The sequence below is a fragment of the Aggregatibacter actinomycetemcomitans genome (assembly GCF_023518055.1).
GTDB classification, from domain to species: domain Bacteria; phylum Pseudomonadota; class Gammaproteobacteria; order Enterobacterales; family Pasteurellaceae; genus Aggregatibacter; species Aggregatibacter actinomycetemcomitans.
Map to the genome: position 1 here is coordinate 1,011,893 of NZ_CP085096.1, position 21,648 is coordinate 1,033,540.

General features: G+C 42.8%; 22 protein-coding genes and 2 pseudogenes. 14 read left to right on the forward strand and 10 right to left on the reverse strand.

What is annotated here, in order from left to right:
* Positions 1–379 precede the first annotated feature (379 nt).
* The gene (gene dnaK / locus LIN98_RS05215; RefSeq protein ID WP_025298155.1) at positions 380–2,281 is read right to left on the reverse strand and encodes a molecular chaperone DnaK; all 1,902 of its coding nucleotides are present in this window, start codon (positions 2,279–2,281) and stop codon (positions 380–382) included.
* Between the two features lie 285 nt (positions 2,282–2,566).
* Between dnaK and LIN98_RS05220 the strand changes: the two genes are divergently transcribed.
* On the forward strand, positions 2,567–4,000 hold the full coding sequence (locus LIN98_RS05220) for a YdgA family protein (RefSeq protein ID WP_014167677.1): 1,434 nt from the start codon (positions 2,567–2,569) through the stop codon (positions 3,998–4,000).
* A gap of 359 nt (positions 4,001–4,359) precedes the next feature.
* On the opposite strand, the gene argS is transcribed toward LIN98_RS05220, so the two are convergent.
* The gene (argS, locus tag LIN98_RS05225) at positions 4,360–6,093 is read right to left on the reverse strand and encodes an arginine--tRNA ligase (protein ID WP_005567781.1); all 1,734 of its coding nucleotides are present in this window, start codon (positions 6,091–6,093) and stop codon (positions 4,360–4,362) included.
* Positions 6,094–6,189: 96 nt separating this feature from the next.
* Here argS and LIN98_RS05230 point away from each other — a divergent pair, with 96 nt between their 5' ends.
* From LIN98_RS05230 to LIN98_RS05255, 6 genes are all read left to right on the forward strand, one after another.
* Positions 6,190–6,777 carry a VOC family protein gene (locus LIN98_RS05230; RefSeq protein ID WP_005567779.1) on the forward strand — a complete coding sequence of 196 codons (588 nt, stop codon included), beginning with the start codon at positions 6,190–6,192 and terminating at the stop codon, positions 6,775–6,777.
* A 41-nt stretch (positions 6,778–6,818) separates the two neighbouring features.
* Complete coding sequence (locus tag LIN98_RS05235; RefSeq protein WP_005542443.1) at positions 6,819–7,274, forward strand: outer membrane lipoprotein; 456 nt, start codon at positions 6,819–6,821, stop codon at positions 7,272–7,274.
* 139 nt (positions 7,275–7,413) lie between these two features.
* The gene (prfA, locus tag LIN98_RS05240; protein WP_005544683.1) at positions 7,414–8,496 is read left to right on the forward strand and encodes a peptide chain release factor 1; all 1,083 of its coding nucleotides are present in this window, start codon (positions 7,414–7,416) and stop codon (positions 8,494–8,496) included.
* A 39-nt stretch (positions 8,497–8,535) separates the two neighbouring features.
* A complete protein-coding gene (gene prmC / locus LIN98_RS05245; protein WP_005544681.1) occupies positions 8,536–9,435 on the forward strand; it encodes a peptide chain release factor N(5)-glutamine methyltransferase in 900 nt (299 codons plus the stop codon).
* A 9-nt stretch (positions 9,436–9,444) separates the two neighbouring features.
* Positions 9,445–10,299 carry a 3-deoxy-8-phosphooctulonate synthase gene (gene kdsA, locus LIN98_RS05250; protein ID WP_005544680.1) on the forward strand — a complete coding sequence of 285 codons (855 nt, stop codon included), beginning with the start codon at positions 9,445–9,447 and terminating at the stop codon, positions 10,297–10,299.
* 179 nt (positions 10,300–10,478) lie between these two features.
* Positions 10,479–10,988: an NlpC/P60 family protein gene (locus tag LIN98_RS05255; protein WP_005567774.1), complete on the forward strand. Its 510-nt coding sequence runs from the start codon at positions 10,479–10,481 to the stop codon at positions 10,986–10,988.
* A gap of 396 nt (positions 10,989–11,384) precedes the next feature.
* Here LIN98_RS05255 and LIN98_RS05260 read toward each other — a convergent pair whose 3' ends face one another.
* Entirely contained in the window at positions 11,385–11,636 is a 252-nt protein-coding gene (locus LIN98_RS05260; RefSeq protein WP_005544676.1) for a YcgL domain-containing protein, read from the reverse strand.
* Between the two features lie 83 nt (positions 11,637–11,719).
* On the opposite strand from LIN98_RS05260, the gene minC reads away from it, so the two are divergent.
* On the forward strand, positions 11,720–12,382 hold the full coding sequence (gene minC, locus LIN98_RS05265; protein ID WP_005567773.1) for a septum site-determining protein MinC: 663 nt from the start codon (positions 11,720–11,722) through the stop codon (positions 12,380–12,382).
* 21 nt (positions 12,383–12,403) lie between these two features.
* Here minC and LIN98_RS05270 read toward each other — a convergent pair whose 3' ends face one another.
* The 6 genes and pseudogenes from LIN98_RS05270 to LIN98_RS05295 all read right to left on the reverse strand — a co-directional run.
* Entirely contained in the window at positions 12,404–12,949 is a 546-nt protein-coding gene (locus LIN98_RS05270) for a hypothetical protein (protein WP_005544672.1), read from the reverse strand.
* A gap of 223 nt (positions 12,950–13,172) precedes the next feature.
* Positions 13,173–13,640, reverse strand: coding sequence for a phosphohistidine phosphatase SixA (gene sixA, locus LIN98_RS05275; protein WP_005544669.1), 468 nt, complete (start codon positions 13,638–13,640; stop codon positions 13,173–13,175).
* A 12-nt stretch (positions 13,641–13,652) separates the two neighbouring features.
* Positions 13,653–14,990: a phosphoglucosamine mutase gene (gene glmM / locus LIN98_RS05280; RefSeq protein ID WP_005544668.1), complete on the reverse strand. Its 1,338-nt coding sequence runs from the start codon at positions 14,988–14,990 to the stop codon at positions 13,653–13,655.
* A gap of 28 nt (positions 14,991–15,018) precedes the next feature.
* Positions 15,019–15,846, reverse strand: coding sequence for a dihydropteroate synthase (gene folP, locus LIN98_RS05285; protein WP_005567771.1), 828 nt, complete (start codon positions 15,844–15,846; stop codon positions 15,019–15,021).
* Between the two features lie 169 nt (positions 15,847–16,015).
* Positions 16,016–17,050, reverse strand: coding sequence for a DNA polymerase IV (gene dinB, locus LIN98_RS05290; protein ID WP_012820934.1), 1,035 nt, complete (start codon positions 17,048–17,050; stop codon positions 16,016–16,018).
* A 32-nt stretch (positions 17,051–17,082) separates the two neighbouring features.
* A pseudogene (locus tag LIN98_RS05295) lies at positions 17,083–17,625 on the reverse strand (IS3 family transposase); the annotation flags it as partial.
* Positions 17,626–17,833: 208 nt separating this feature from the next.
* Between LIN98_RS05295 and LIN98_RS05300 the strand changes: the two are divergent.
* The 6 genes and pseudogenes from LIN98_RS05300 to LIN98_RS05320 form a co-directional block, all read left to right on the forward strand.
* A complete protein-coding gene (locus LIN98_RS05300; RefSeq protein ID WP_041915480.1) occupies positions 17,834–18,127 on the forward strand; it encodes a hypothetical protein in 294 nt (97 codons plus the stop codon).
* Position 18,128: 1 nt separating this feature from the next.
* Positions 18,129–18,866: a zeta toxin family protein gene (locus LIN98_RS05305; RefSeq protein WP_014167682.1), complete on the forward strand. Its 738-nt coding sequence runs from the start codon at positions 18,129–18,131 to the stop codon at positions 18,864–18,866.
* 169 nt (positions 18,867–19,035) lie between these two features.
* Positions 19,036–19,146 (forward strand): hypothetical protein, encoded by a 111-nt coding sequence (locus tag LIN98_RS10430; RefSeq protein ID WP_325058662.1) that lies wholly within the window; start codon positions 19,036–19,038, stop codon positions 19,144–19,146.
* Entirely contained in the window at positions 19,143–19,358 is a 216-nt protein-coding gene (locus tag LIN98_RS05310) for a recombinase family protein (protein WP_231098033.1), read from the forward strand. The genes LIN98_RS10430 and LIN98_RS05310 overlap by 4 nt, the downstream gene beginning before the upstream one ends.
* A 3-nt stretch (positions 19,359–19,361) precedes the next feature.
* Positions 19,362–19,547 carry a resolvase/integrase-like protein gene (locus tag LIN98_RS05315; RefSeq protein ID WP_014167683.1) on the forward strand — a complete coding sequence of 62 codons (186 nt, stop codon included), beginning with the start codon at positions 19,362–19,364 and terminating at the stop codon, positions 19,545–19,547.
* 93 nt (positions 19,548–19,640) lie between these two features.
* Positions 19,641–19,880, forward strand: a pseudogene (locus LIN98_RS05320) (helix-turn-helix domain-containing protein); the annotation flags it as partial.
* Positions 19,881–20,100: 220 nt separating this feature from the next.
* Here LIN98_RS05320 and guaB read toward each other — a convergent pair.
* A complete protein-coding gene (guaB, locus tag LIN98_RS05325; RefSeq protein ID WP_005548590.1) occupies positions 20,101–21,567 on the reverse strand; it encodes an IMP dehydrogenase in 1,467 nt (488 codons plus the stop codon).
* Between the last annotated feature and the right edge of the window lie 81 nt (positions 21,568–21,648).

The following is a 21,648-nucleotide window of genomic DNA, read 5'->3' on the forward strand; positions in this document are numbered from 1 at the left end:
CGTTAATTAGTATCGGGTTTCGCCGATGGCGACCTACTTTTCTTTGCTTGTGCAAAGCAAAGTAGGCAAAAGAAACACACCCCGGATAAGCCGCTTTTCCTCTTTCCAATAGGATTTTCCTTACGGAAATTTTCGAACTCGCTACGCTCAAACAAGCGAAAATTTCCTAAAAATCCTATCTCCATTCGGGCGTCTTATACGGGGACCCCGTTTTATTCTTTCTCCGAATTTTCCCCTCTTTTGTAAAGAGGGGGGGGAGATTAAAAGTGCGGTTAAAAATCATTTAAAATTTGACCGCACTTTTGTTTATCGGTTAGTTATGAGTAAATACACGAAAAGGGCGTAATAATACGCCCTTTGTTATTATCTAACAAATCAATTACTTGTTATCTTTCACTTCTTCAAACTCTGCATCAACAACATCATCATTTGGTTTGCTGTTGCTTTGAGCTTGTTGTGGATCGCCGTGTGGTTGAGCGGTTTGTGCAAGTTTTTGTGCAACTTCGGCTAATGCTTTGATTTTTGCTTCGATAACTGCTTTATCTTCGCCCTTCGCCGCTTTTTCCAAGTCACTTAATGCGCTTTCGATGGTGCCGCGATCTGCTGCAGGTACTTTGTCACCGGCTTCGTCCAATTGTTTGCGTGTGCTGTGGATTAAGTGATCCGCTTGGTTGCGGGCTTGTACCAATTCTTCAAATTTACGGTCGGATTCGGCATTTGCTTCAGCGTCGCGTACCATTTGTTGAATTTCTTCATCGCTTAAACCGGAAGAGGCTTTAATGGTGATTTGTTGTTCTTTACCTGTGCCTTTATCCTTCGCAGAAACGTGGATAATACCGTCTGCGTCGATGTCGAAGGTCACTTCAATTTGCGGCATACCGCGTGGAACCGGATTGATGCCTTCAAGATTGAATTGACCTAACGATTTATTGGCTGACGCTTGTTTACGCTCACCTTGTAACACATGAATGGTTACCGCACTTTGGTTATCTTCCGCTGTTGAGAACACTTGTGATTTCTTGGTAGGAATCGTGGTGTTTTTCTCAATTAAGGTGGTCATTACGCCGCCCATAGTTTCGATACCCAATGATAATGGGGTGACGTCTAACAATAATACATCTTTCACATCACCGGCTAACACACCGCCTTGTACCGCAGCACCGATAGCGACCGCTTCATCCGGATTCACGTCTTTACGTGGTGCTTTGCCGAAGAATTTTTCAACTTCTTGTTGAACAAGCGGCATACGGGTTTGACCGCCGACTAAAATCACATCGTCGATTTCAGACGGGGATTTGCCTGCATCTTTTAATGCAATACGTACAGGCTCAAGGGATTTCGCCACTAAATCCTCAACCAAAGACTCTAATTTTGCACGAGTCAATTTGATGTTTAAGTGTTTAGGACCGGTTGCATCCGCTGTGATGTAAGGAAGATTTACATCGGTTTGTTGGGCGGAAGAAAGCTCGATTTTGGCTTTTTCTGCCGCTTCTTTTAAACGTTGCATTGCAAGCGGGTCGTTGCGTAGGTCGATGCCCTGTTCTTTTTTGAACTCATCCACTAAGTAGTTGATGATACGGTTATCAAAGTCTTCACCACCTAAGTGTGTATCACCGTTGGTTGCTAATACTTCAAAGGTTTTTTCGCCGCCTACTTCATCGATTTCGATGATAGATAAGTCGAATGTACCGCCACCTAAGTCGTATACCGCGATGGTTTTGTTGCCGGTGCCTTTGTCTAAGCCATAAGCTAATGCCGCGGCGGTCGGTTCGTTGATGATACGTTTAACGTCTAAACCTGCGATACGACCTGCATCTTTTGTTGCCTGACGTTGTGCGTCGTTAAAGTATGCCGGCACAGTAATAACCGCCTCGGTAACCGGTTCGCCCAAATAATCTTCGGCAGCTTTTTTCATTTTTTTCAATACTTCAGCAGAAATTTGCGGAGGCGCTAATTTTTCTCCTTTCACTTCAACCCACGCATCGCCGTTGTCTGCTTTGGTAATGGCGAACGGCATAATGTCGATATCGCGTTTTACTTCCTCATCTTCAAAACGACGGCCGATTAAACGTTTGATGGCGAATAAGGTATTTTTCGGGTTGGTTACCGCTTGGCGTTTTGCCGGTTGACCGACTAAAGTTTCATTGTCATTTGTATAAGCAATGATTGACGGAGTAGTACGATCGCCTTCTGCGTTTTCGATAACACGAGGTTTTTCACCTTCCATGACGGCAACGCAAGAGTTGGTTGTACCTAAGTCAATACCAACAATTTTTCCCATTTGTTTTCTCCTAGTGAAATTTAATTCTGTGTAATGATTTACAAATTGTAAGATGTGGATGCTTTTCCGCATTTCAAGTCATATTTTTAAAAATTTTTGACAGAGGAAAAGTGCGGTCGATTTCCTGTTCGTTTTCGTAGAATAAGGTTAAAAATATGAACTTCAAGGGAAAATGAAATTTTTTTCATTTTTGTTTTGTGAATGAATTGATCCCTTTTTTATTTATGTTAGATTAGCCGAAATCATTATTATTGCGTATCATCTATTATATAAAGGACATATTGTATGAAAAAATCAGCGTTAGCTTTAGGGGTGGTTGTGGCGTTAGGAGCGACTTGGACCGGTGGTGCTTGGTACACTGGCAAGGTGGCAGAAACGGAATTTGCCCGTCAAGTGGATATTGCCAATAAAGATCTTAACAAATCCGCCTATTCTTTAGGCTTAGATATTCGATTTGATAATGTTTCTTTTGAACGCGGCTTATTCAGCTCTAAAACCAAATATAAAATTCTGGTTTCTGAGCTTGATAATCCCGGTAAAACCTGGACATTGCCGTTTGAAGGCACTTTATACCATGGTCCGTTGCCGTTAAATCAACTTTCCCACTTTAACTTCATGCCAAGTATGTTCTCGAGTGTAGATTTCATAACCAAAAACGAAACCACAACGCCTTGGTTTGACGCCACGAAAGGTAAAACGCCGGTTATGTTGACGACCTCCGTCGGCTATAACCAAAGTGGTTCATCCAAGGTGGAGCTGGTACCTTTTGAGGCACTAATGAAAGACGGTACATTAGCAGCTAACGGTTTTGATGTGAAATTCGGCTTTGTACGCGAAGGCATTAATAAACTGGATTTAGACCTCACCAAACTAGTGTATAGCAAGTCGGATAGTAAAGATTCCATTGAGTTGAATGATGTAAAAATCGACGTGGATTACCGGCGTATTCCGGAGTGGGAATATCTTCCTATCGGTAAAAAATTTTTGTCCGGTGGCGTAATTAAAATTAACGACACAGATGCCGAAGGTAAAACCAATAATGTTGAATTTAAAAACTGGAAAATTGATTTCGATACGGCCAGAAAAGACCAATTTCTGGATTTCGGTGCGAAAATTGCATTTAACGGCATGACTATTCGTGGTATGGGCTTTGGTGATTTGACTATTGATTCTGCTTTTAATCACGTTGACGGTGAAACTTTTAATCAATTAATTCAGGTTTATACCGAGGCGGCGAAAAAGCAGCAAGAAGAATTTGCCGAAGCCAAATTACAGGCAGCGAAGAAATTCCTTGATACTCAACCGCAATTTGTGTTTAGTCCGACATTAACTAATCAAGTCGGTAAAATTGCCTCAAATTTAGATATTTCTATTGCAAGCTCTGATTTTGAAAATTCTATTAGCAAAGGAAAAATCTTCAATCTATTTAATCACTTTATTTTCAAAGTGGATGCGAACAAAGATGCTTTAATCGAAGAAATGGCGAACGCACTGCAATTGAAAAGCCCGGATAGAGAGCAAGCAATGAAAATGGCAGCCACACAAGTGAATGAAGGTGTGAAAAGCGGTGTTCTGCAAGGTGTATTGGTCGAAGACGGTAAACAAGTAAAATTGGATCTCGTATTGGAAAAAGGCCAGCTGAAATTAAATGGTCAGGTGATTTCGGAAGAACAAGTGGCTTCTATGTTATTCTTAGCCGCGATGTCAATGGGACATTAATTTCTCGTCTGGCAAGAACCGAAAATTCGTTAATTTAATTAAAGTGCGGTCATAAAAAATATTATTTTTTATGACCGCACTTTTCATTTGTAAAGCGAACTTTAGTTAAGGTAAATTTTTTGTAAAACAGTAGGTTATGTCACATTTATTCGCAATAATGGTTTGCCTTCCAGTCATTAATTGAGTATCCTTAGCCGCAACAAAAACAAGTGCTATATAAATAGCCAAACATATTTTGCTTTCCGAGTAGTGCCTCCTGTGAGGCACTTTTTTTATCCGATTTTTTCTCAATAACCTAGCAAGTTCCAAAATAAAAAATCCCGCGCTGAACGAACGGGATCTTTTGGAATTGGATGAAACTACATTCTCTCGACGGTTTTAATGCCCAGTAAATCTAATCCTTGTTTTAAGGTTCTTTCTGTTAATAACGCCAGTTTTAAACGGCTGAGTTTTACCTGTTGGTCTTCGTTATTGAGAATCGGGCAGTGCTCGTAGAAAGAAGAGAACACGCCTGCCAATTCATATAAATAGGCACAAAGAATGTGTGGCGTACCGTCTTTTGCCACGAGTTGAATGGCTTCTTCAAATTGCAGTAATTTGATTGCCAACGCGCGTTCTTTTTCATTCGTTAAGGTTAATGGCGCCTGTTTTACCTTTCCGGGGCTGATTTGGCTGCGGTTAAAGATAGAACGAATGCGAGTGTAAGCGTATTGCATATAAGGCGCAGTGTTGCCTTCAAAGCTTAGCATATTGTCCCAATCAAACACATAATCGGTGATACGGTTTTTGGATAAATCTGCGTATTTTACCGAACCGATACCTACCGCCTCGATCACATCGGCTTTTTCCTGCTCGGAAAGTGCGGTGGATTTTTGCGATATTAATACGCCGGCACGTTCAATGGCTTCGTCCAATAAATCCGCCAGTTTTACGGTGTCGCCACTGCGGGTTTTGAATGGCTTGCCGTCTTTGCCGAGCATCATGCCAAAATTTTTGTGTTCTAATTGGAAACTGTCCGGCACATAACCGGCCTTGCGGGTAATCAGCCAGGCTTGTTGCATATGTTGGCTTTGGCGGGTGTCGGAGAACACCAATGCACGGTTGGCTTTTAAGGTTTCATAGCGATATTTGGCGGCGGCAATATCGGTGGTGGTATAAAGAAAACCGCCGTCTTTTTTCTGCACGATAACGCCCATCGGGCCACCGTCTTTATTTTTAAATTCATCTAAATAAACCACCCATGCACCGTCGTCTTCTACGGCGAGACCTTGTTTTTTAAGACCTTCTACAATGCCCGGCAGCATTGGGTTATACAGGCTTTCACCCATGACATCTTTTTCGGTTAAGGTCACATTTAAACGATCGTAATTGTGTTGATTTTGTTGCATAGTGATTTTTACCAGCTTTTGCCACATGGTACGGCAATATTCATCGCCGCTTTGCAGTTTCACTACATAATTGCGGGCTTTCTCGGCAAATACCGGATCTTCGTCATAATGTTTCTTCGCTGCACGATAAAAGGCTTCCAAATCGCTGAGTTCCATTTCAGAGGCGTGTTCGTTTTCCATTTTTTCCAAATAGGCAATTAGCATGCCGAATTGTGTACCCCAATCGCCTACATGGTTAGCACGGATAACATGATTGCCTAAAAATTCCAACGTACGCACTACAGCGTCGCCGATGATGGTGGAACGTAAATGCCCCACGTGCATTTCTTTGGCAACGTTCGGGGAAGAATAGTCTACCACCACTGTTTGTTTATCCTGATGGTGAATGCCTAATTTCGAATCTTTCACAGCGTTGCCGATATTCTCCGCTAACCAGCCGTCTTTCAGAAAAATATTAATAAACCCCGGGCCGGCAATTTCGGTTTTTTCCGCAATATCTTGCAATTCGGCCTTCGCTAACACCAGTTGCGCAAATTCACGCGGGTTTATGCCTAATTTTTTGGCAGCAGGCATGATGCCGTTGGCTTGATAATCGCCGAATTGCACCTTGCCCGATTGGCGAACCAACGCATTACATTGTGCATCGGCGCCGGCAGCAAGCATCGCCTGTTTGATTTTTTCGGATAAAATAGATTGAATATTCACGGTTAAACCTTAAACTTTTTAAATAAGTTGGGCTGATAAAAATAGCTGGGTATAATACCGCTCTTTAACGTTTCAGAAAAGCCAAAAAGGAAAATTATGTCGTTTCGTTTCCCTCATAAAATGTTTGAAAAACAGACCGCACTTTTCACTGATTTTGAAGATTTTGAACAAAAAATTCATACTTTGGCGCAACGGCTTGATTTAAATTTGTCGGAATATGAAATTGACCATCTTTCTTTACGTGTCAATACCGAGCAAGCGGCGCAAGCATGGTTGGCGTTATTGTTAAAGCAAGGTTCGGTGTTACGTGATAATGTAGTGAACGGGCGTGTGATCTATCTTATTCAGCTTAATGAGCCTATATGCTTTGTCGGGCAATGGGTGGATGTGGTGGAGTTGCCGCTGCCGAAAGATAAGCATTACCCGCAAGAAACCTGGGAGCATATTGAGGTGGTTGTGCCGTTTTGGGCGAACGAAACAGCAGATGAATGGGTAGCACGCATAAAAAAATCGTTTTTGCGGAACCAATTTTCAGATCTGACAGTCAAAGCGAGCAAACCAAAAGCAAGCGGTGAAATACTGGATAATTTATCCGTGGCGGTGAGTTTTTTTGATAAAACACACAACCATACTTGCATTAAGTTTCATCCATATAGTATCAAAAAAATCATTAATGCGGTATGATAGGTCTGGTTTAATAACTTCATAATTTTAAGGAGCATTTTATGAAAAAAATCGTATTAGCTGTTTTAGTGGGCTTAACTGTTGCCGGTTGTGCTAATCAAGATGTTTATAGTGGCAGTGTGTATTCTTCGGGACAAGCAAAAGAAGCGCGTTCTATTAGTTATGGTACCATCGTTTCAACCCGCCCGGTGAAAATTCAGGCAGATAACCAGGGCGTGATTGGTACTATTGGCGGTGGTGCAATTGGTGGTATTGCCGGATCTGCAATCGGTGGTGGTACAGGTAGAGCGCTTGCAACGGCTGTTGGAGCAATTGCCGGTGCAGTTACCGGCAGTAAGGTTGAAGAAAAAGTCAGCCAAGTTAGCGCCTTGGAAATGGTAATCAAAAAAGATGACGGAAAAGAAATTGTTGTAGTGCAAAAAGCCGAACCTAACTTAGTGCCGGGTGCGCGGGTACGTATCGTCGGCGGTTCACGTTTGAACGTTTCTGCACTTTAGGTGCTACCTATTCCTAAAAGGCTTTTGGCGAAATCCGAAAGCCTTTTTTACAGCCTAAACTTCAACAACATTTTCATTCTGTGCTAGAATGCTCCGATTTTTTTATTTCCTTTTCTATTTTCCTTCTGAAGGTCAAATAATGAAACCCTCTATTATCAATAAATTAGATAGCTTAAAAGAACGTTATGAAGAGCTGGAAGCCTTGTTAGGCGATGCTTCCGTGATTAGCGATCAGGACAAATTCAGAGCCTATTCCAAAGAATATGCACAACTTGAGGATGTTGTGAAAAGTTTTAACCGCTGGAATCAGCTCAATTCCAATCTGGAAGAAGCGCAGCTTTTGCTGGACGATCCCGAAATGAAAGAAATGGCGCAAATGGAGATCGAAGAGTCCAAAGCGGAACTTGAACAGGTTGAACAGCATTTACAAATTCTCTTATTGCCGAAAGATCCGAACGACGAATATAACTGTTATCTTGAAATCCGCGCCGGTACCGGTGGCGATGAGGCGGGCATTTTCGCCGGTGATTTATTCCGTATGTACAGCCGTTATGCGGAAACCAAACGTTGGCGTGTTGAAGTGCTCAGTGAAAATGAAAGCGAGCAGGGCGGATTTAAAGAAATTATCGCGTTGGTCAGCGGTGACGGCGTGTATGGTCAGTTAAAATTTGAATCGGGCGGCCACCGCGTGCAGCGAGTGCCGAAAACTGAATCACAAGGGCGTATTCACACCTCTGCCTGTACTGTTGCCGTGATGCCGGAATTGCTGGAATCGGAAATGCCGGAAATTAACCCGGCGGATTTACGCATTGACACCTACCGCGCGTCGGGTGCGGGCGGTCAGCACATCAATAAAACCGATTCCGCGGTGCGTATTACGCATATTCCGACGGGCATGGTGGTGGAATGTCAGGACGAACGTTCACAACATAAAAACAAAGCCAAAGCTTTATCGGTGCTGGCCTCCCGTCTGGTGCAACAGGAACAGGAAAAACTGGCGCAGGAGCAAGCTGACACCCGTCGTAATTTATTGGGTTCCGGCGATCGTTCCGATAAAATCCGCACTTACAATTACCCGCAAGGGCGCGTTACCGATCACCGTATTAACCTGACGATTTACCGCTTAGACGAAGTGATGAACGGCAAAATTGATGACTTGATTCAACCGATTATCACCGAATATCAAGCGGATCAGTTGGCGGCGTTGTCGGAGCAGAATTAACCATGAGAACGAGCTTAACGGCTCGTTCATTTTTTAACGATGAACTACCAACAATGGCTGCAACAGGCCATACAAGCGTTAAATCAGGCGAATCCCTCGGAAAATGGCAAAACCGATGCACAGGTGTTATTGCAATTTGTGACGCAAAAGTCTCGCGCTTTTATTCTGGCTTTCGGTGAAACGGCATTGGATGAAAAAACGCTGGAAAAACTGACCGCACTTTTAGCCCGCCGTTTGCAGGGCGAACCCATCGCTTATATTCTCGGTGAAAAAGAGTTTTGGTCGTTGCCGTTAAATGTTTCGGCAGGCACGCTGATTCCACGCCCCGACACGGAAATATTGGTGGAGAAGGCAGTGGCGATTGCCATTGAAAAGCTACAAAAGTGCGGTCAAAATTCGCAGCGTTTTCGCATTCTCGATCTTGGCACCGGCACCGGCGCGATTGCTTTGGCATTGGCTTCGGCGTTAAAACCTATTGCACAAAAACACACGGTTCAGTTGGATATTATTGGCGTTGACCTCACGCCTGAGGTGGTGGCATTGGCGAAATCTAACGGGGAAAAAAATCAATTGAATGTGGCTTTTGTGCAAAGTTGTTGGTTTGAAAATGTTACGGGGACATTTGATTTAATCCTGAGTAACCCGCCGTATATTGATGCCCATGACGAACATTTAACGCAGGGTGATGTGCGTTTTGAACCCTTGTCCGCATTGGTTGCAGCGGAAGAAGGTTACGCGGATTTACGCCATATTATCGCCAATGCGCCGAAATTTATGCGGGAAAACGGCTATTTGTTGGTGGAACATGGTTGGCAGCAAGGGGAAAAAGTGCGGTCGATTTTCCAAGAGAATTTTTGGTCTGCGGTTGAAACTTTGCGGGATTACGGAAATAATGAGCGCGTCACATTAGGTTGTTGGGCGCAAACTGAAAATAAATAAGGAAGGCGTATGCAAAATAAACTCATTCAATTAGGCGATATTCAAATTGCCAACGATAAACCCTTTGTTTTATTCGGCGGCATGAACGTGCTGGAAAGTCGTGACATGGCGATGCGCGTGTGCGAAAAATATGTGGAAGTGACGCAAAAACTGGGCGTACCTTATGTGTTCAAAGCCTCTTTTGATAAGGCGAACCGTTCTTCTATTCATTCTTATCGCGGTCCGGGCATGGAGCAGGGGCTGAAAATTTTTGCCGAGCTCAAACAAACTTTCGGTGTAAAAATCATTACCGATGTACATGAAATTTATCAATGTCAGCCTGTTGCCGAGGTAGTGGATATTATTCAGTTGCCGGCATTTCTTGCCCGTCAAACGGATTTGGTGGAAGCCATGGCGCGCACCGGCGCGGTGATTAATGTGAAAAAACCGCAATTTTTAAGCCCGGGACAAATGGGCAATATCGTGGAAAAAATCGCCGAGTGCGGCAATGATAAAGTGATTCTGTGCGATCGCGGCACGAATTTTGGTTACGATAATTTAGTCGTAGATATGTTGGGTTTCAGCGTCATGAAAAACGTGTCGAAAGGCTGTCCGGTAATTTTTGACGTGACCCATTCATTGCAATGTCGCGATCCGTTCGGTGCGGCTTCCGGCGGACGCCGTGCACAAGTTACCGAACTTGCCCGTTCCGGTCTGGCGGTAGGATTGGCGGGGCTGTTCTTAGAAGCCCATCCGGATCCAAGCAACGCAAAATGTGACGGACCATCGGCGTTACCGCTAGATAAGCTGGAGGCTTTCGTGAATCAAATGAAAGCGATAGATAATTTGGTGAAATCTTTCCCCGAATTGGATACGGCGAATTAATCCTTTCAGCATTCGATATACATTCAACATATAGTGCATAAAATTCCATTTATGCACTATATATGCTAAAAAGTACGATATTTTTATTAAATTAAAGTGGATTTTTACTTAAATTTACGATATTATCCCGCTCAGTTCTATAAACGTAAAAAACCTATTTAAAATAACTACTTAAATTTATGTTCAAAAAATTATTGATTATTATCCCTTTACTCGTCTTAACCGCTTGTTCAACCGGCACAGCCTCATACCAACCGGATCAAGATGAAGAACAGCTTAATCAATTAATTGCCTCCCAATTAAAAACCAACAAACCCCGTCAATACTCCGGCATTATGGACAAACGCCTTTCCAAAATTTATCAGGAATGGGCAGGGACCCGTTATCGTTTTGGCGGCACCACAAAAAATGGCATTGATTGTTCCGGCTTTATGCAAACCACCTTTTTAGATGCGTTTGGTGTGACATTGCCGCGTTCGACTTCCGAACAGCGTTATGTCGGTAAAGCGATTCAAAAGAAAGAACTGAAAGTGGGCGATTTGGTTTTTTTCCGTAGAAATAATCATGTAGGCGTATACGTCGGCAACGATCAGTTTATGCATTCCAGTACAAGCCGAGGCGTGATTATTGAGTCTTTAAGCGACAATTACTGGGCGAGAACGTATACCCAATCCCGTCGGGTTCTTTAAGTTTGATTAGATTGAATAAAAAGTATTCTGCATCCCAATCAGATACCACAACCAACTAAACTATGGATTTTTATGGTCAAACATTATTCAATCGAATTCAAACATCATATCATCCGCCGACGTAAGCAAGCGGAAAAAAACGGTCATATTGCGTCAAACTTACTCACGTGCAATCTGATTACCAGAAACTCAAAGAGAAGTTAGCCACAGACTCAGCTGAGTTTTTGGCAGAGAGTGAGAAACTGTATCCTTTCCTCAATGTGAGCTTAGCCAATCGGGAGATTGACTCCTTTACAACTGTATGGTGCCTGACTTTCGGCTTAGTCTCGCCAATGCTGGAAAGCGATATTTAATTAGGTTTATTTATCTATCCAAGTTTTTGGGTGCAGAGCACTTTTAAAGACTAAACAGCCAATCATCTTTCTTCGGTGTTTGCAAATAAAAGCCTTTTTCCCTGATATTTTGCAAAACCTCCGTTTTGTCTGCATTCACCAGCGGCTTTTCGCCAGTCAGGTTAAACAACATGACAAAAATTGGTTTTCCAAATATCTTTAGCAGCGCCTCAGGTACACCATCAAAATGACTGCGCTTTTCAATATAAAGATACATGCCCGCTTCCTTCGGGCTTTTATAAATGGCACATAACATAATTTTGCTCCAAAATGAGGTTCGAGTTGCTGATTTTGCAATAATTCTTTATTATTAGAAACTCTTTTTCTTGGAATTTCGTGATGGCTCAAGATATTATCGAACTACGAACAGGTCAATTTTCCGCCGTATTTATCAGTATCAACAGTTCAAGCTTAACGGCGATCAAACGTGCGCTGGCAAAAAAAGCTAAAAACGCACCGTCTTTGTTTCAGAATATTGAAGTGATTTTACAGTTCAATCCGGTGTTGGAAAAAGTCAATTTAACCGTGTTGAAAGCCTTACTTGCCGAATACAACATTCATGTCATCGGTGTAGCTGACTGGCAAAACCATCTGCAAAGAGAATTAATCCTCAGCGCCGATTTACCGATTCTCGGCAACATTGATAACCTGTCTGAAATTCTTCCCGAACCGCGCTATCAACCGACTAAAGTTATCGCCCACAACGTGATTGGTAAACAGGTGATCTACGCCAAAAACAGCGATTTAATCATTCACGGTGATGTGGAGCATGGCGCCGAAGTGGCGGCAGACGGCAATATTCACATTTACGGCGAATTATTAGGGCGCGCCATGGCGGGCGTCAACAGCAGTTCAGGATCTATTTATGCACAATATTTAGATGCCGAATTCGTGGCGGTAAATAGCCGTTTTCTGTACAAAGAAAAAATCCCAACTGAATTTTTATATCGTTCAGTCAGGATTTTTGCGGAAAAGGATAAATTAGTTTTTGCCCCGTTTTAAAAAGCAGTTTAGACTGCTTTTTTATTTGCTTTCAGTTTCGCTTTTTACCGCGTCTTTCATTTCATCAGTTTGCGTTGCGGTGGCACCCATTTTTTCAGATACGGCATCTTTCACTTCGGCCATTTTATCTGCCGCTGCGTCTTTTGCATCTTTGACTGCTTCAGCTGCTGTATCTTTCATTTCATTGACTTGTGTTGCCATGGCATCCATTTTTTCAGATATGGCATCTTTCACTTCTGCCATTTTATCTGCCGCTGCATCTTTTGCATCTTTGGCCGCTTCAACTGCAGCATCTTTCATTTCACTGGCCTGCGTTGCCATGGCATCCATTTTTTCAGATACGACATCTTTCACTTCGGCCATTTTATCGGCTGCCATGTTTTGTGCATCTTTGGCAGCTTCAACTGTAGCATCCTTAACATCATTTGCGGCGTTTACTACAGCATCTTTAGCCTCGGAGACACTTGTTTTCGCCTGCTCGGCTTGTGGTGAAGTTTTGCTGTCATCACAACCGGTTACACTTAAAGTTACGCCTAACACTAATGCGGCTAATACTGATTTTTTCATCGTTACTCCTAAATTAACAATTGAAAGATAAACGCCTTACAATATTGTTCTGTAAGACACCTATAGTGTGTAACAAAAATTTACAAAGGCAAGTATTTTTTTGTTAAAACTTGCTTAAAAATAGCAAAGTACAATTAATAAAAAGTCACAATAAGATGAAATATATCGTTTTTTAGATTTTAATTTTGAAGCAAAATAAAATTTACAAAAAATTTAATATAGGTCAAAATTTATCCAAATATTTAATTCCGATGACCTCAGCGCACTCATCACCGAGATAAATTTCCGCAATGGTTGCCGGGTAAAAACTCGCGGGATTTCGACCGCACATTTCTTTCACAATGTCGCCAACTAAAGGCAAATGAGAAATGATTAACACATTTTCCACACCTTCTTCAGCTAACACGGAGAGATAATCGCTCACAATGCCGGAATCGCCGTAAGGCGTGATACCATCCCAAATTTTCAGTTTGTCGGTTAGCTTTTGTTCATAAACTTCATTAATTTGATTAAAGGTCTCCAACGCGCGGGTATAAGGGCTGACCAACACTTTATCCAAGTCAAGTGCGGTGGATTTTAACCAAGTTCCTTGCAAAGTGGATTGTTCCTTACCGCGCGCATTAAGACGGCGTTCCTTATCAGAATTCACCATTAATTCCGCTTCGCCGTGACGCATAACAAATAAACGCATGACCATTAAATCCTAGTTGGCTTCTTTTACTGCTGCTGCAATTTCTTCTGCACATTGCTGTGCCAAAGTGCCATCTTCACATTCCACCATGATGCGGATAAGCGGTTCGGTACCTGATTTACGCAACAAAATTCGCCCTTTGCCCGCCAACCGTTTTTCCATCTCGGCAGCAACCATTTTCACCGCACCACTTTCCAACGGATTTTCACCACCGGCAAAACGTACATTGATTAGCACTTGCGGGAATAATTTGACCGCACCCGCCAATTCATTAAGGGACAAACGATGTTTTGCCATCGCAGCCAATACGGCAAGAGAAGCAATAATGCCATCCCCGGTAGTGTTGCGATCGGCAATGATAATATGACCGGAGTTTTCTCCGCCTAAGCCCCAACCGCGTTCCTGCATTTTTTCCAATACATAACGATCGCCCACATTGGCACGCACAAATGGAATCGCTAATTGTTTTAACGCCAATTCAAGGCTCATGTTGCTCATTAATGTGCCGACCACACCACCTTGCAAACGACCTTCACGCAACGCTTCGCGGGCAATAATAAATAAGGCTTGGTCTCCATCGACTTTATTACCAAGGTGATCCACCATAATTAAGCGGTCGCCGTCGCCATCATACGCCAAGCCGACATCCGCATTGGTTTCTACCACTTTGGCTTGTAACGCCGCGATGTCGGTTGCACCACATTTTTCATTGATGTTCATACCGTTCGGATGCGTCCCGATTTCAATGACTTCCGCGCCCAGCTCGCGCATGACATTCGGCGCAATGTGGTAAGTCGCACCGTTGGCACAGTCCACCACGATCTTGTAGCCTTCCAGACTCAAATGCGCCGGGAATGTACTTTTACAAAATTCGATATAACGACCCGCCGCATCTTTAATTCGGCTGGCACGCCCTAATTCGGCAGATTCCACGCAATCCATCGGTTGTTCTAACATGGCTTCGATTTCTTCTTCCACTTCATCCGGCAATTTCGTGCCTTGCGTAGAGAAAAACTTGATTCCGTTATCGTAATACGGGTTATGTGAGGCAGAAATTACAATGCCGGCTTCAGCGCGGAAAGTGCGGGTTAAATAAGCCACTGCCGGGGTCGGCATTGGTCCGGTAAAAGCGGCAGACAAACCGGCAGCCGCCAAACCCGCTTCAAGCGCGGATTCCAGCATATAACCGGAAATACGCGTATCTTTACCGATTAACACCACGCGGGAGCCATGATTTGCCAGCACTTTGCCCGCAGCCCAACCGAGTTTTAACACAAAATCAGGGGTAATCGGATGAGATCCCACTTTCCCACGCACCCCGTCGGTGCCGAAATATTTACGTTCAGCCATGTTTAATTCCTTTTTTTAAATACGTTATTTAACTGTTTAGGGTTGCCTGCCAGATTTTTAACGCATCGGCAGTTTCGCCGACATCATGTACGCGCAAAATACGGGCGCCATTCATCGCGGCAATTAAAGCAGCGCTGACACTACCGACGGTTCGTTGTTCCACTGGTTTATCCAGCACCGCGCCAATCATTGATTTACGGGATATGCCCGCCAGTACAGGATACCCCTGCTGGCAGAAAACCCAGAGTTGTTGCAATAAGCGATAATTATGTTGCACGCTTTTGCCAAACCCGAAGCCCGGATCCCAAATGATGTTATCTTGTTTGATTCCTGCCGCCAGACATTGTTCCGTACGTTGCTGCATAAATTTTAAAACGTCGGCGACCACGTCCTCATAGTGAGGATTTAACTGCATAGTGCGGGGCTGCCCCTGCATATGCATAATGCACACCGGCAACGCCAGCTGTGCGGCAGTCTCCAACGCTTGCGGTTCCTGCAATGCACGAATATCGTTAATCAAATCCATGCCGGCATTTGCCGTTTCACGCATGACCTGCGGTTTTGATGTGTCTACCGAAATCCAGCAATCGAATCGTTGACGCACTGCCTCGACTAAAGGCACAACACGTTGCAATTCCTCTTCCAAAGTGACTTCATCCGCCATCGGTCGGGTGGATTCGCCGCCGATGTCAATAATCGATGCGCCCAGCCTTAGCATCTTTTCCACTTGTGCTAACGCTTTGTCTAACTGAAAAAACTTGCCGCTATCGGAAAACGAATCGGGGGTGAAATTGAGAATCCCCATAATTTGGGGAGTAGAAAGGTCTAAAACTTTATTGTTGGCGGTTAACTTCATGAGGAATTCACTTGCTTGTCTATGCAAAAATGATACGCAAACCTATGCGTAAAAGTGCGGTGCATTATAGCGGAGTTTCTTAACCTTGCCAAAATAATCCGAAGCATGATGTGCGTTATGATTCAAGTGTCAACAGTAAGCGCTAAATCATACACTCATCACAAAACCCTTACCACAGGCTCATTTGTTCCGATTGTTTTTCTTCCGGCAAAGTGACGTGCAAGCCGATTAAACGCACACTGCGCCCTTGCTTGCGTTGCCAAATTTGTGCCAACAGCAGGCGAAAATTTTCTTCGGAAAAATCCACCGCACTTTTTTCCAAGGTAGTGACCTGAAAATCTTCAAATTTTAGCTTCACCCCGATTTTGCGAAATTGCGCCAGCGGAATATTCGGACAGGCACGCTGCACCCGCGCCACTAATTGAGAATACAGTTTTTTCAAAACATCATCTCCTTGGGCAAGCTGCTCAATATTTTCTAATAACGTGGTTTCCACGCCCACCGATTTACGCTCCCGATGAGGTTGCACCGGGCGTTCATCAATGCCATGGCTATATGCCCAAATGTGCTGTCCCACTTTGCCGAACAAATTAAACAGCGCATTGCGATCGTATTTTTGCACATCGGCACAGGTCGCCAGACCCATTTGCAGTAATTTTTCCGAGGTCACTTTGCCCACGCCGGGAATCTTTTTCAACGGTAATGCGGCGACAAAATCCGCCACCTCTTTCGGTTCGATCACAAACTGCCCGTTCGGCTTGTTTTGATCAGAGGCGATTTTCGCCAAAAATTTCAACGGTGCCACGCCCGCCGACGCGGTTAAATGTAATTCATTAAAAATCGCCGACCGAATATCTTGTGCAATCCAAGTGGCGGAACCGGCACATTTATCGCAATCCGTGACATCCAAATAGGCTTCGTCCAGAGAAAGCGGTTCAATAATAGAAGTATAACGTTGAAATATTTGATGAATTTGCTGCGACACTTCGCGATACAGCGGCATATTGACGGGTAACAGAACCAGATTCGGGCATAATTGCAGGGCTTGCGCGGTAGGCATGGCGCTATGCAAGCCAAACTCGCGCGCTGCATAATTGCAAGTGGTCAGCACGCCGCGTTGCTCCGCTCTGCCGCCTACCGCAACAGGTTTATCGGCGAGGGAAGGATTTTCACGAATTTCAGTGGAGGCATAAAAGCAGTCCATATCAATGTGAATAATTTTTCTGGGTTTGCGCGTAGTCCTTTTAATTTTACTTGAATACATTCATGGTTGTAGTAATGAACGTATTCGTGGAGCGTTTTCTCAAGTTGCGCGAAGGTTTCAAACCGCTTGCCATAATAACATTCGGTCTTTAATCGACCGAAAAAGCGCTCCATTGCACGATTATCAAGGCAGTTACCTTTTCCCGACATACTTTGCCTAATGGCCTTTTCCTTCAATAAACGCTGATAACCTTGCATTTGATATTGCCATCCTTGGTCTGAATGAAGAATTGGCGTAGTGCCGTCCAACTTTAACATCGTCTGTTCCATCATTCTTGTTATCTGTTCAAAATTCGGACTTGGCGACAAGTCATAGGCGATAATTTCGCCATTGAAGAGATCTTTAATTGGTGATAAATAGAGCTTGCCTTCATCGCATTTAAATTCAATCACATCGGTGACCCATTTTTCATTAGGTTTCGTCGCACTAAAATCCCGCTGTAACAGATTGTCTGCAATCTTACCGACTTCGCCTTGATAAGAACGATATTTTCGCCGTTTGCATTTTCCCTTCAAACCTTAGTAGATTGAGGATTAGTCCAACTTTTTGGTGGGCAGATCAGAATCCTCTCTTTTTTAGTATCTACCAGTTGGTATGTGTGGCTCGTAAATGTCAAAACTCTTGTGTTTATTTTGATTATAGTCAAAATATATTGTTGTTGTGTTTTGATTATAGTTGTGTTACCTTGCTCGAGTTTGTAAATTTTGAATAGGAGTGTAAATTATGCTAACAACAGAAAGAAAAGCCCAAATGGTTGAAAGTTTGAAAAAAGATTATGTGGTTTTAACGGACATTGTCTGTGAGGTGGTTGCGGATATTGAAGCTGATATGATCGTTCTTAGTCGAGAAAAAGTCGAAACCGAAGAGCTAAAAAAAGACGAAATGTTATTGCATAAACTTGATCGTATATATGATATTTATGTCAGAGAAGCCCCCGAAAAGGCGGTTGATGTCATTGAACAAATTTATGAATTAAGCGAAAAATATGACAAATTAAGAACCTCAGCGGAGCTTTAAGATGGCAAAAGATATTAAAGTAAATTTGGATGATGTAGAAAGCATTTACACAAAAGAAATTCTTAAAAGAAATCTAAAAGGTAATGATAATCCTTATGTGATTTTTATTACAGGTGTTAGTGGGAGTGGTAAATCAACTCTTATAAAGGAATTAAATGGTAATTTCATTAAAATACAGGCTGATAATTATAGAAAATTGTATCCCAAAATAAATGAAGTCAAAGAAAAGATTGGGAGAAATGAAGCCTATAAGAAAACAGGTAATTATTCTTTTGAGTTTGCTAAGAAATTAAGAGATAAATCAATAGAAAAAAAGTTAAATGTAATATTTGAAGCGACCTTTTCAAAAATAGAAACAGCTCAATCACTTATAAAGCCTTTCATTGAAAATGGTTATAAGGTTTTTGTAGTGAAATTGCCTATCGATATTGAGTTAAGCTTTCAACGCAATATTACTAGATATGAAGAAAAAAAGGCTCAAGAACATACCATACCAAGAATAACAAGCCGTGAAGATATTGAAAAAATGGCGGGTGGTTATGGTGATACATTAATTGAAGTAAGTAAACAAGGTATTAAGATTGTAGATAAATCTGAATTGAATGACTTAGTGGCAAATTTGAATAAACTTGAGTCTTCAAGAGACTTTAAAAAGAATGTTGAAGCTGTAAAGCAAAATTTAAGTGAGAAAAGTCAATCAATCTCTACTGAAAATCACTCAATAAAATTCAAGCTATAAGAGATAAAATAGGGTAGGATATTTTTAAATTGAGATATTAGATGGAAATATCAAATTCCCATTTACATAAACTTCAAAGTTTTTAAGAGCTAGTGGATTTTAAGAGGTATAGATCGGGCTTGTTGGATCCACCCGTGCCAGTACCGTTTGGCAAAATTATGAAGAGCAGATTAAACAACTTAAAAATGGAGGTTGTTTTAAAATTTTTACAGGCAAGAATTCTGGTTCAAAAGCTAAAAACCGTGCAAGACTTGATGAATTATTAAATTTCGTGCGATAAGGGAGTACCGTTGTAGTAAAAAATTAGATCGCCTTGGTCGTAGTACTAGTCAAGTTCTAAATCTTTATGAAGAACTCGAAAGCCGTGGTATTGGACTAAAAAGTCTTGATGGGATAATCGATACTGAAAAGCGTACAGATCTATTTGATAAAGTGAAGTTTATGTTTATGGCTGCATTAGCAGAAATGGAACGTAATTTAATTCGAGAATGAACTGTGGAGGGGCGTTTAGCAAAAGGTATAGAAGGAAAAGGGAGAAGACCGAAAGCACGTATCGAAGAGCAAGAACAGTCCTTCTTGCTTGATGTAAAAAAGCATTTTTCGTTAGCACAATTATCTCAAAAGTACGGTATTTCAAGAGTTACAGCATATCGTTTAAGAAAAGCACACAAAGCATCTTGAGAGGATATCATGACTAGACTTTATAAAATGAATGAAAAATGATCTGCCCCCAAAAGTTGGACTAACTTCCAACCCACTAAGGGCAGATTTTTTATGACTAAATATAACCGACTCTTCAAACAACAAATCATTGATTTTTATCTCCAACATAATAAAAATCAGTCGCTGACACTCAAACAATTTCATCTCAAAGACAGCACATTACGCCGTTGGATTGCCCAATTTAACCATAGCGGAATCAATGGTTTAGCCGTATTAGGTCGCAAACAAATCTATTCCACCGAATTTAAATTAACCGTCAACCATGAATGTATTCAAGTAAAATTAAAAGGACTAATCAATAAATGACTTGAGAATGAGGAATCTGATGAAGTTTAGCCACCTCACGGATACCAAATCCTGTTCGGTGACCTGTTTGATAACTTTTAGATGAAATTGATAAGAGTAGGGCATAATCTGCACTTCAAATTAGATGCCCGGGTTTGGGGGCAGATTAAAGTGCGGTCAGTTTGAAAAAAGTTTTTTAAACCAACCGCACTTTTTAGGCGTTGAATTAGCTCATGCGGTAATTCGGTGCTTCTTTAGTGATCGTCACATCATGTACATGGCTTTCTTTAATGCCGGCGCCACTGATGCGCACAAATTGGGCTTTGGTGCGTAATTCATCAATGGTGGCGCAACCGGTTAAGCCCATGCAGGAGCGTAAACCGCCCATTTGTTGATGGATAATTTCTTTCAATAAGCCTTTATAAGGAATGCGTCCTTCGATACCTTCCGGCACCAGCTTATCCGCCGCGTTGTCCGATTGGAAATAACGATCGCTGGAGCCTTTCGCCATGGCGCCGAGGGAGCCCATGCCGCGATAAGATTTGAACGCACGTCCTTGGTACAATTCAATTTCACCCGGTGCTTCTTCCGTGCCGGCAAACATCGAACCTACCATCACGCAGCTGGCGCCGGCGGCAATGGCTTTGGCGATGTCGCCGGAATAACGAATCCCGCCGTCGGCAATGACTGGAATGCCACGATCTTTTAATGCTTCTGCGGCGTCGGAAATGGCGGTAATTTGCGGCACGCCCACGCCTGTTACGATACGGGTGGTACAAATTGACCCCGGGCCGATGCCCACTTTCACTGCGCTTGCACCCGCATCCGCTAAGGCAATGGCACCTTCGGCTGTCGCGATATTGCCCGCAATAATCGGTAAGTTAGGGTATTTCGCGCGGGTTTCACGCACGCGTTGCAATACGCCTTCGGAATGCCCGTGAGAGGAGTCGATCAATAGTACGTCAACACCGGCTTTTACTAAGGCATCAATACGTTCTTCATTGCTGGCGCCCGCGCCAACCGCCGCACCTACGCGCAAACGACCGAATTCGTCTTTACAGGCGTTCGGTTTTTGTTCGGCTTTTTGATAGTCTTTTAAGGTAATCATGCCTTTCAATTTAAAGTTATCATCCACAACCAAGACTTTTTCTACGCGGTGTTTGTGCATGAGTTGGAAAATTTCTTCACGTTGCGCGTCTTCTTTAACGGTTACCAAACGATCTTTCGGCGTCATAAAATCGGCAACGGTTTTATTGACATTGGATACGAAACGAATGTCACGACCGGTAATAATGCCCACTAAATTGTTGTCGGCATCTACCACGGGATAACCCGCGAAGCCGTTTTTTTGCGCAATGGCTTTTAATTCGCTGATGGTTAAATTAGGCGGAACGGTAATCGGATCCGACACCACGCCGCTTTCAAATTTTTTCACTTTACGCACGCGGTCCACCTGGCGTTCGATCGTCATGTTTTTATGAATAAAGCCAATACCGCCTTCTTGCGCTAATGAAATTGCTAATTTGGCTTCAGTCACAGTATCCATGGCGGCGGATAACATTGGAATGTTCAGGCGGATGGTGGAAGTGAGTTGGGTGGAAAGATTAGCAGTGTTCGGTAACACGGTAGAATGAGCGGGCAGGAGAAGAACGTCGTCAAACGTCAATGCCTCTTTTTGTATGCGTAATGCCATTGCAATATCTCTCTTAGTTGAGTGTTTAGGGAAAAATATTGCGGGAGAATTATACAGATTTTACGTTAAATTGGGAACAAA

What these genes read in the sequence shown, in the direction of transcription:
- sixA (WP_005544669.1), bottom strand. Translation starts at nt 13,640, where the DNA reads ATGCGTTTATTTGTTATGCGTCACGGCGAAGCGGAATTAATGGTGAAT.
- dinB (WP_012820934.1), bottom strand. Translation starts at nt 17,050, where the DNA reads ATGGACTGCTTTTATGCCTCCACTGAAATTCGTGAAAATCCTTCCCTC.
- LIN98_RS05260 (WP_005544676.1), bottom strand. Translation starts at nt 11,636, where the DNA reads ATGTTATGTGCCATTTATAAAAGCCCGAAGGAAGCGGGCATGTATCTT.
- dnaK (WP_025298155.1), bottom strand. Translation starts at nt 2,281, where the DNA reads ATGGGAAAAATTGTTGGTATTGACTTAGGTACAACCAACTCTTGCGTT.
- glmM (WP_005544668.1), bottom strand. Translation starts at nt 14,990, where the DNA reads ATGGCTGAACGTAAATATTTCGGCACCGACGGGGTGCGTGGGAAAGTG.
- guaB (WP_005548590.1), bottom strand. Translation starts at nt 21,567, where the DNA reads ATGGCATTACGCATACAAAAAGAGGCATTGACGTTTGACGACGTTCTT.
- LIN98_RS05270 (WP_005544672.1), bottom strand. Translation starts at nt 12,949, where the DNA reads ATGAAAAAATCAGTATTAGCCGCATTAGTGTTAGGCGTAACTTTAAGT.
- kdsA (WP_005544680.1), top strand. Translation starts at nt 9,445, where the DNA reads ATGCAAAATAAACTCATTCAATTAGGCGATATTCAAATTGCCAACGAT.
- LIN98_RS05305 (WP_014167682.1), top strand. Translation starts at nt 18,129, where the DNA reads ATGGCAAAAGATATTAAAGTAAATTTGGATGATGTAGAAAGCATTTAC.
- LIN98_RS05255 (WP_005567774.1), top strand. Translation starts at nt 10,479, where the DNA reads ATGTTCAAAAAATTATTGATTATTATCCCTTTACTCGTCTTAACCGCT.
- prmC (WP_005544681.1), top strand. Translation starts at nt 8,536, where the DNA reads ATGAACTACCAACAATGGCTGCAACAGGCCATACAAGCGTTAAATCAG.
- LIN98_RS05220 (WP_014167677.1), top strand. Translation starts at nt 2,567, where the DNA reads ATGAAAAAATCAGCGTTAGCTTTAGGGGTGGTTGTGGCGTTAGGAGCG.
- prfA (WP_005544683.1), top strand. Translation starts at nt 7,414, where the DNA reads ATGAAACCCTCTATTATCAATAAATTAGATAGCTTAAAAGAACGTTAT.
- minC (WP_005567773.1), top strand. Translation starts at nt 11,720, where the DNA reads ATGGCTCAAGATATTATCGAACTACGAACAGGTCAATTTTCCGCCGTA.
- LIN98_RS05235 (WP_005542443.1), top strand. Translation starts at nt 6,819, where the DNA reads ATGAAAAAAATCGTATTAGCTGTTTTAGTGGGCTTAACTGTTGCCGGT.
- LIN98_RS05230 (WP_005567779.1), top strand. Translation starts at nt 6,190, where the DNA reads ATGTCGTTTCGTTTCCCTCATAAAATGTTTGAAAAACAGACCGCACTT.
- LIN98_RS05300 (WP_041915480.1), top strand. Translation starts at nt 17,834, where the DNA reads ATGCTAACAACAGAAAGAAAAGCCCAAATGGTTGAAAGTTTGAAAAAA.
- folP (WP_005567771.1), bottom strand. Translation starts at nt 15,846, where the DNA reads ATGAAGTTAACCGCCAACAATAAAGTTTTAGACCTTTCTACTCCCCAA.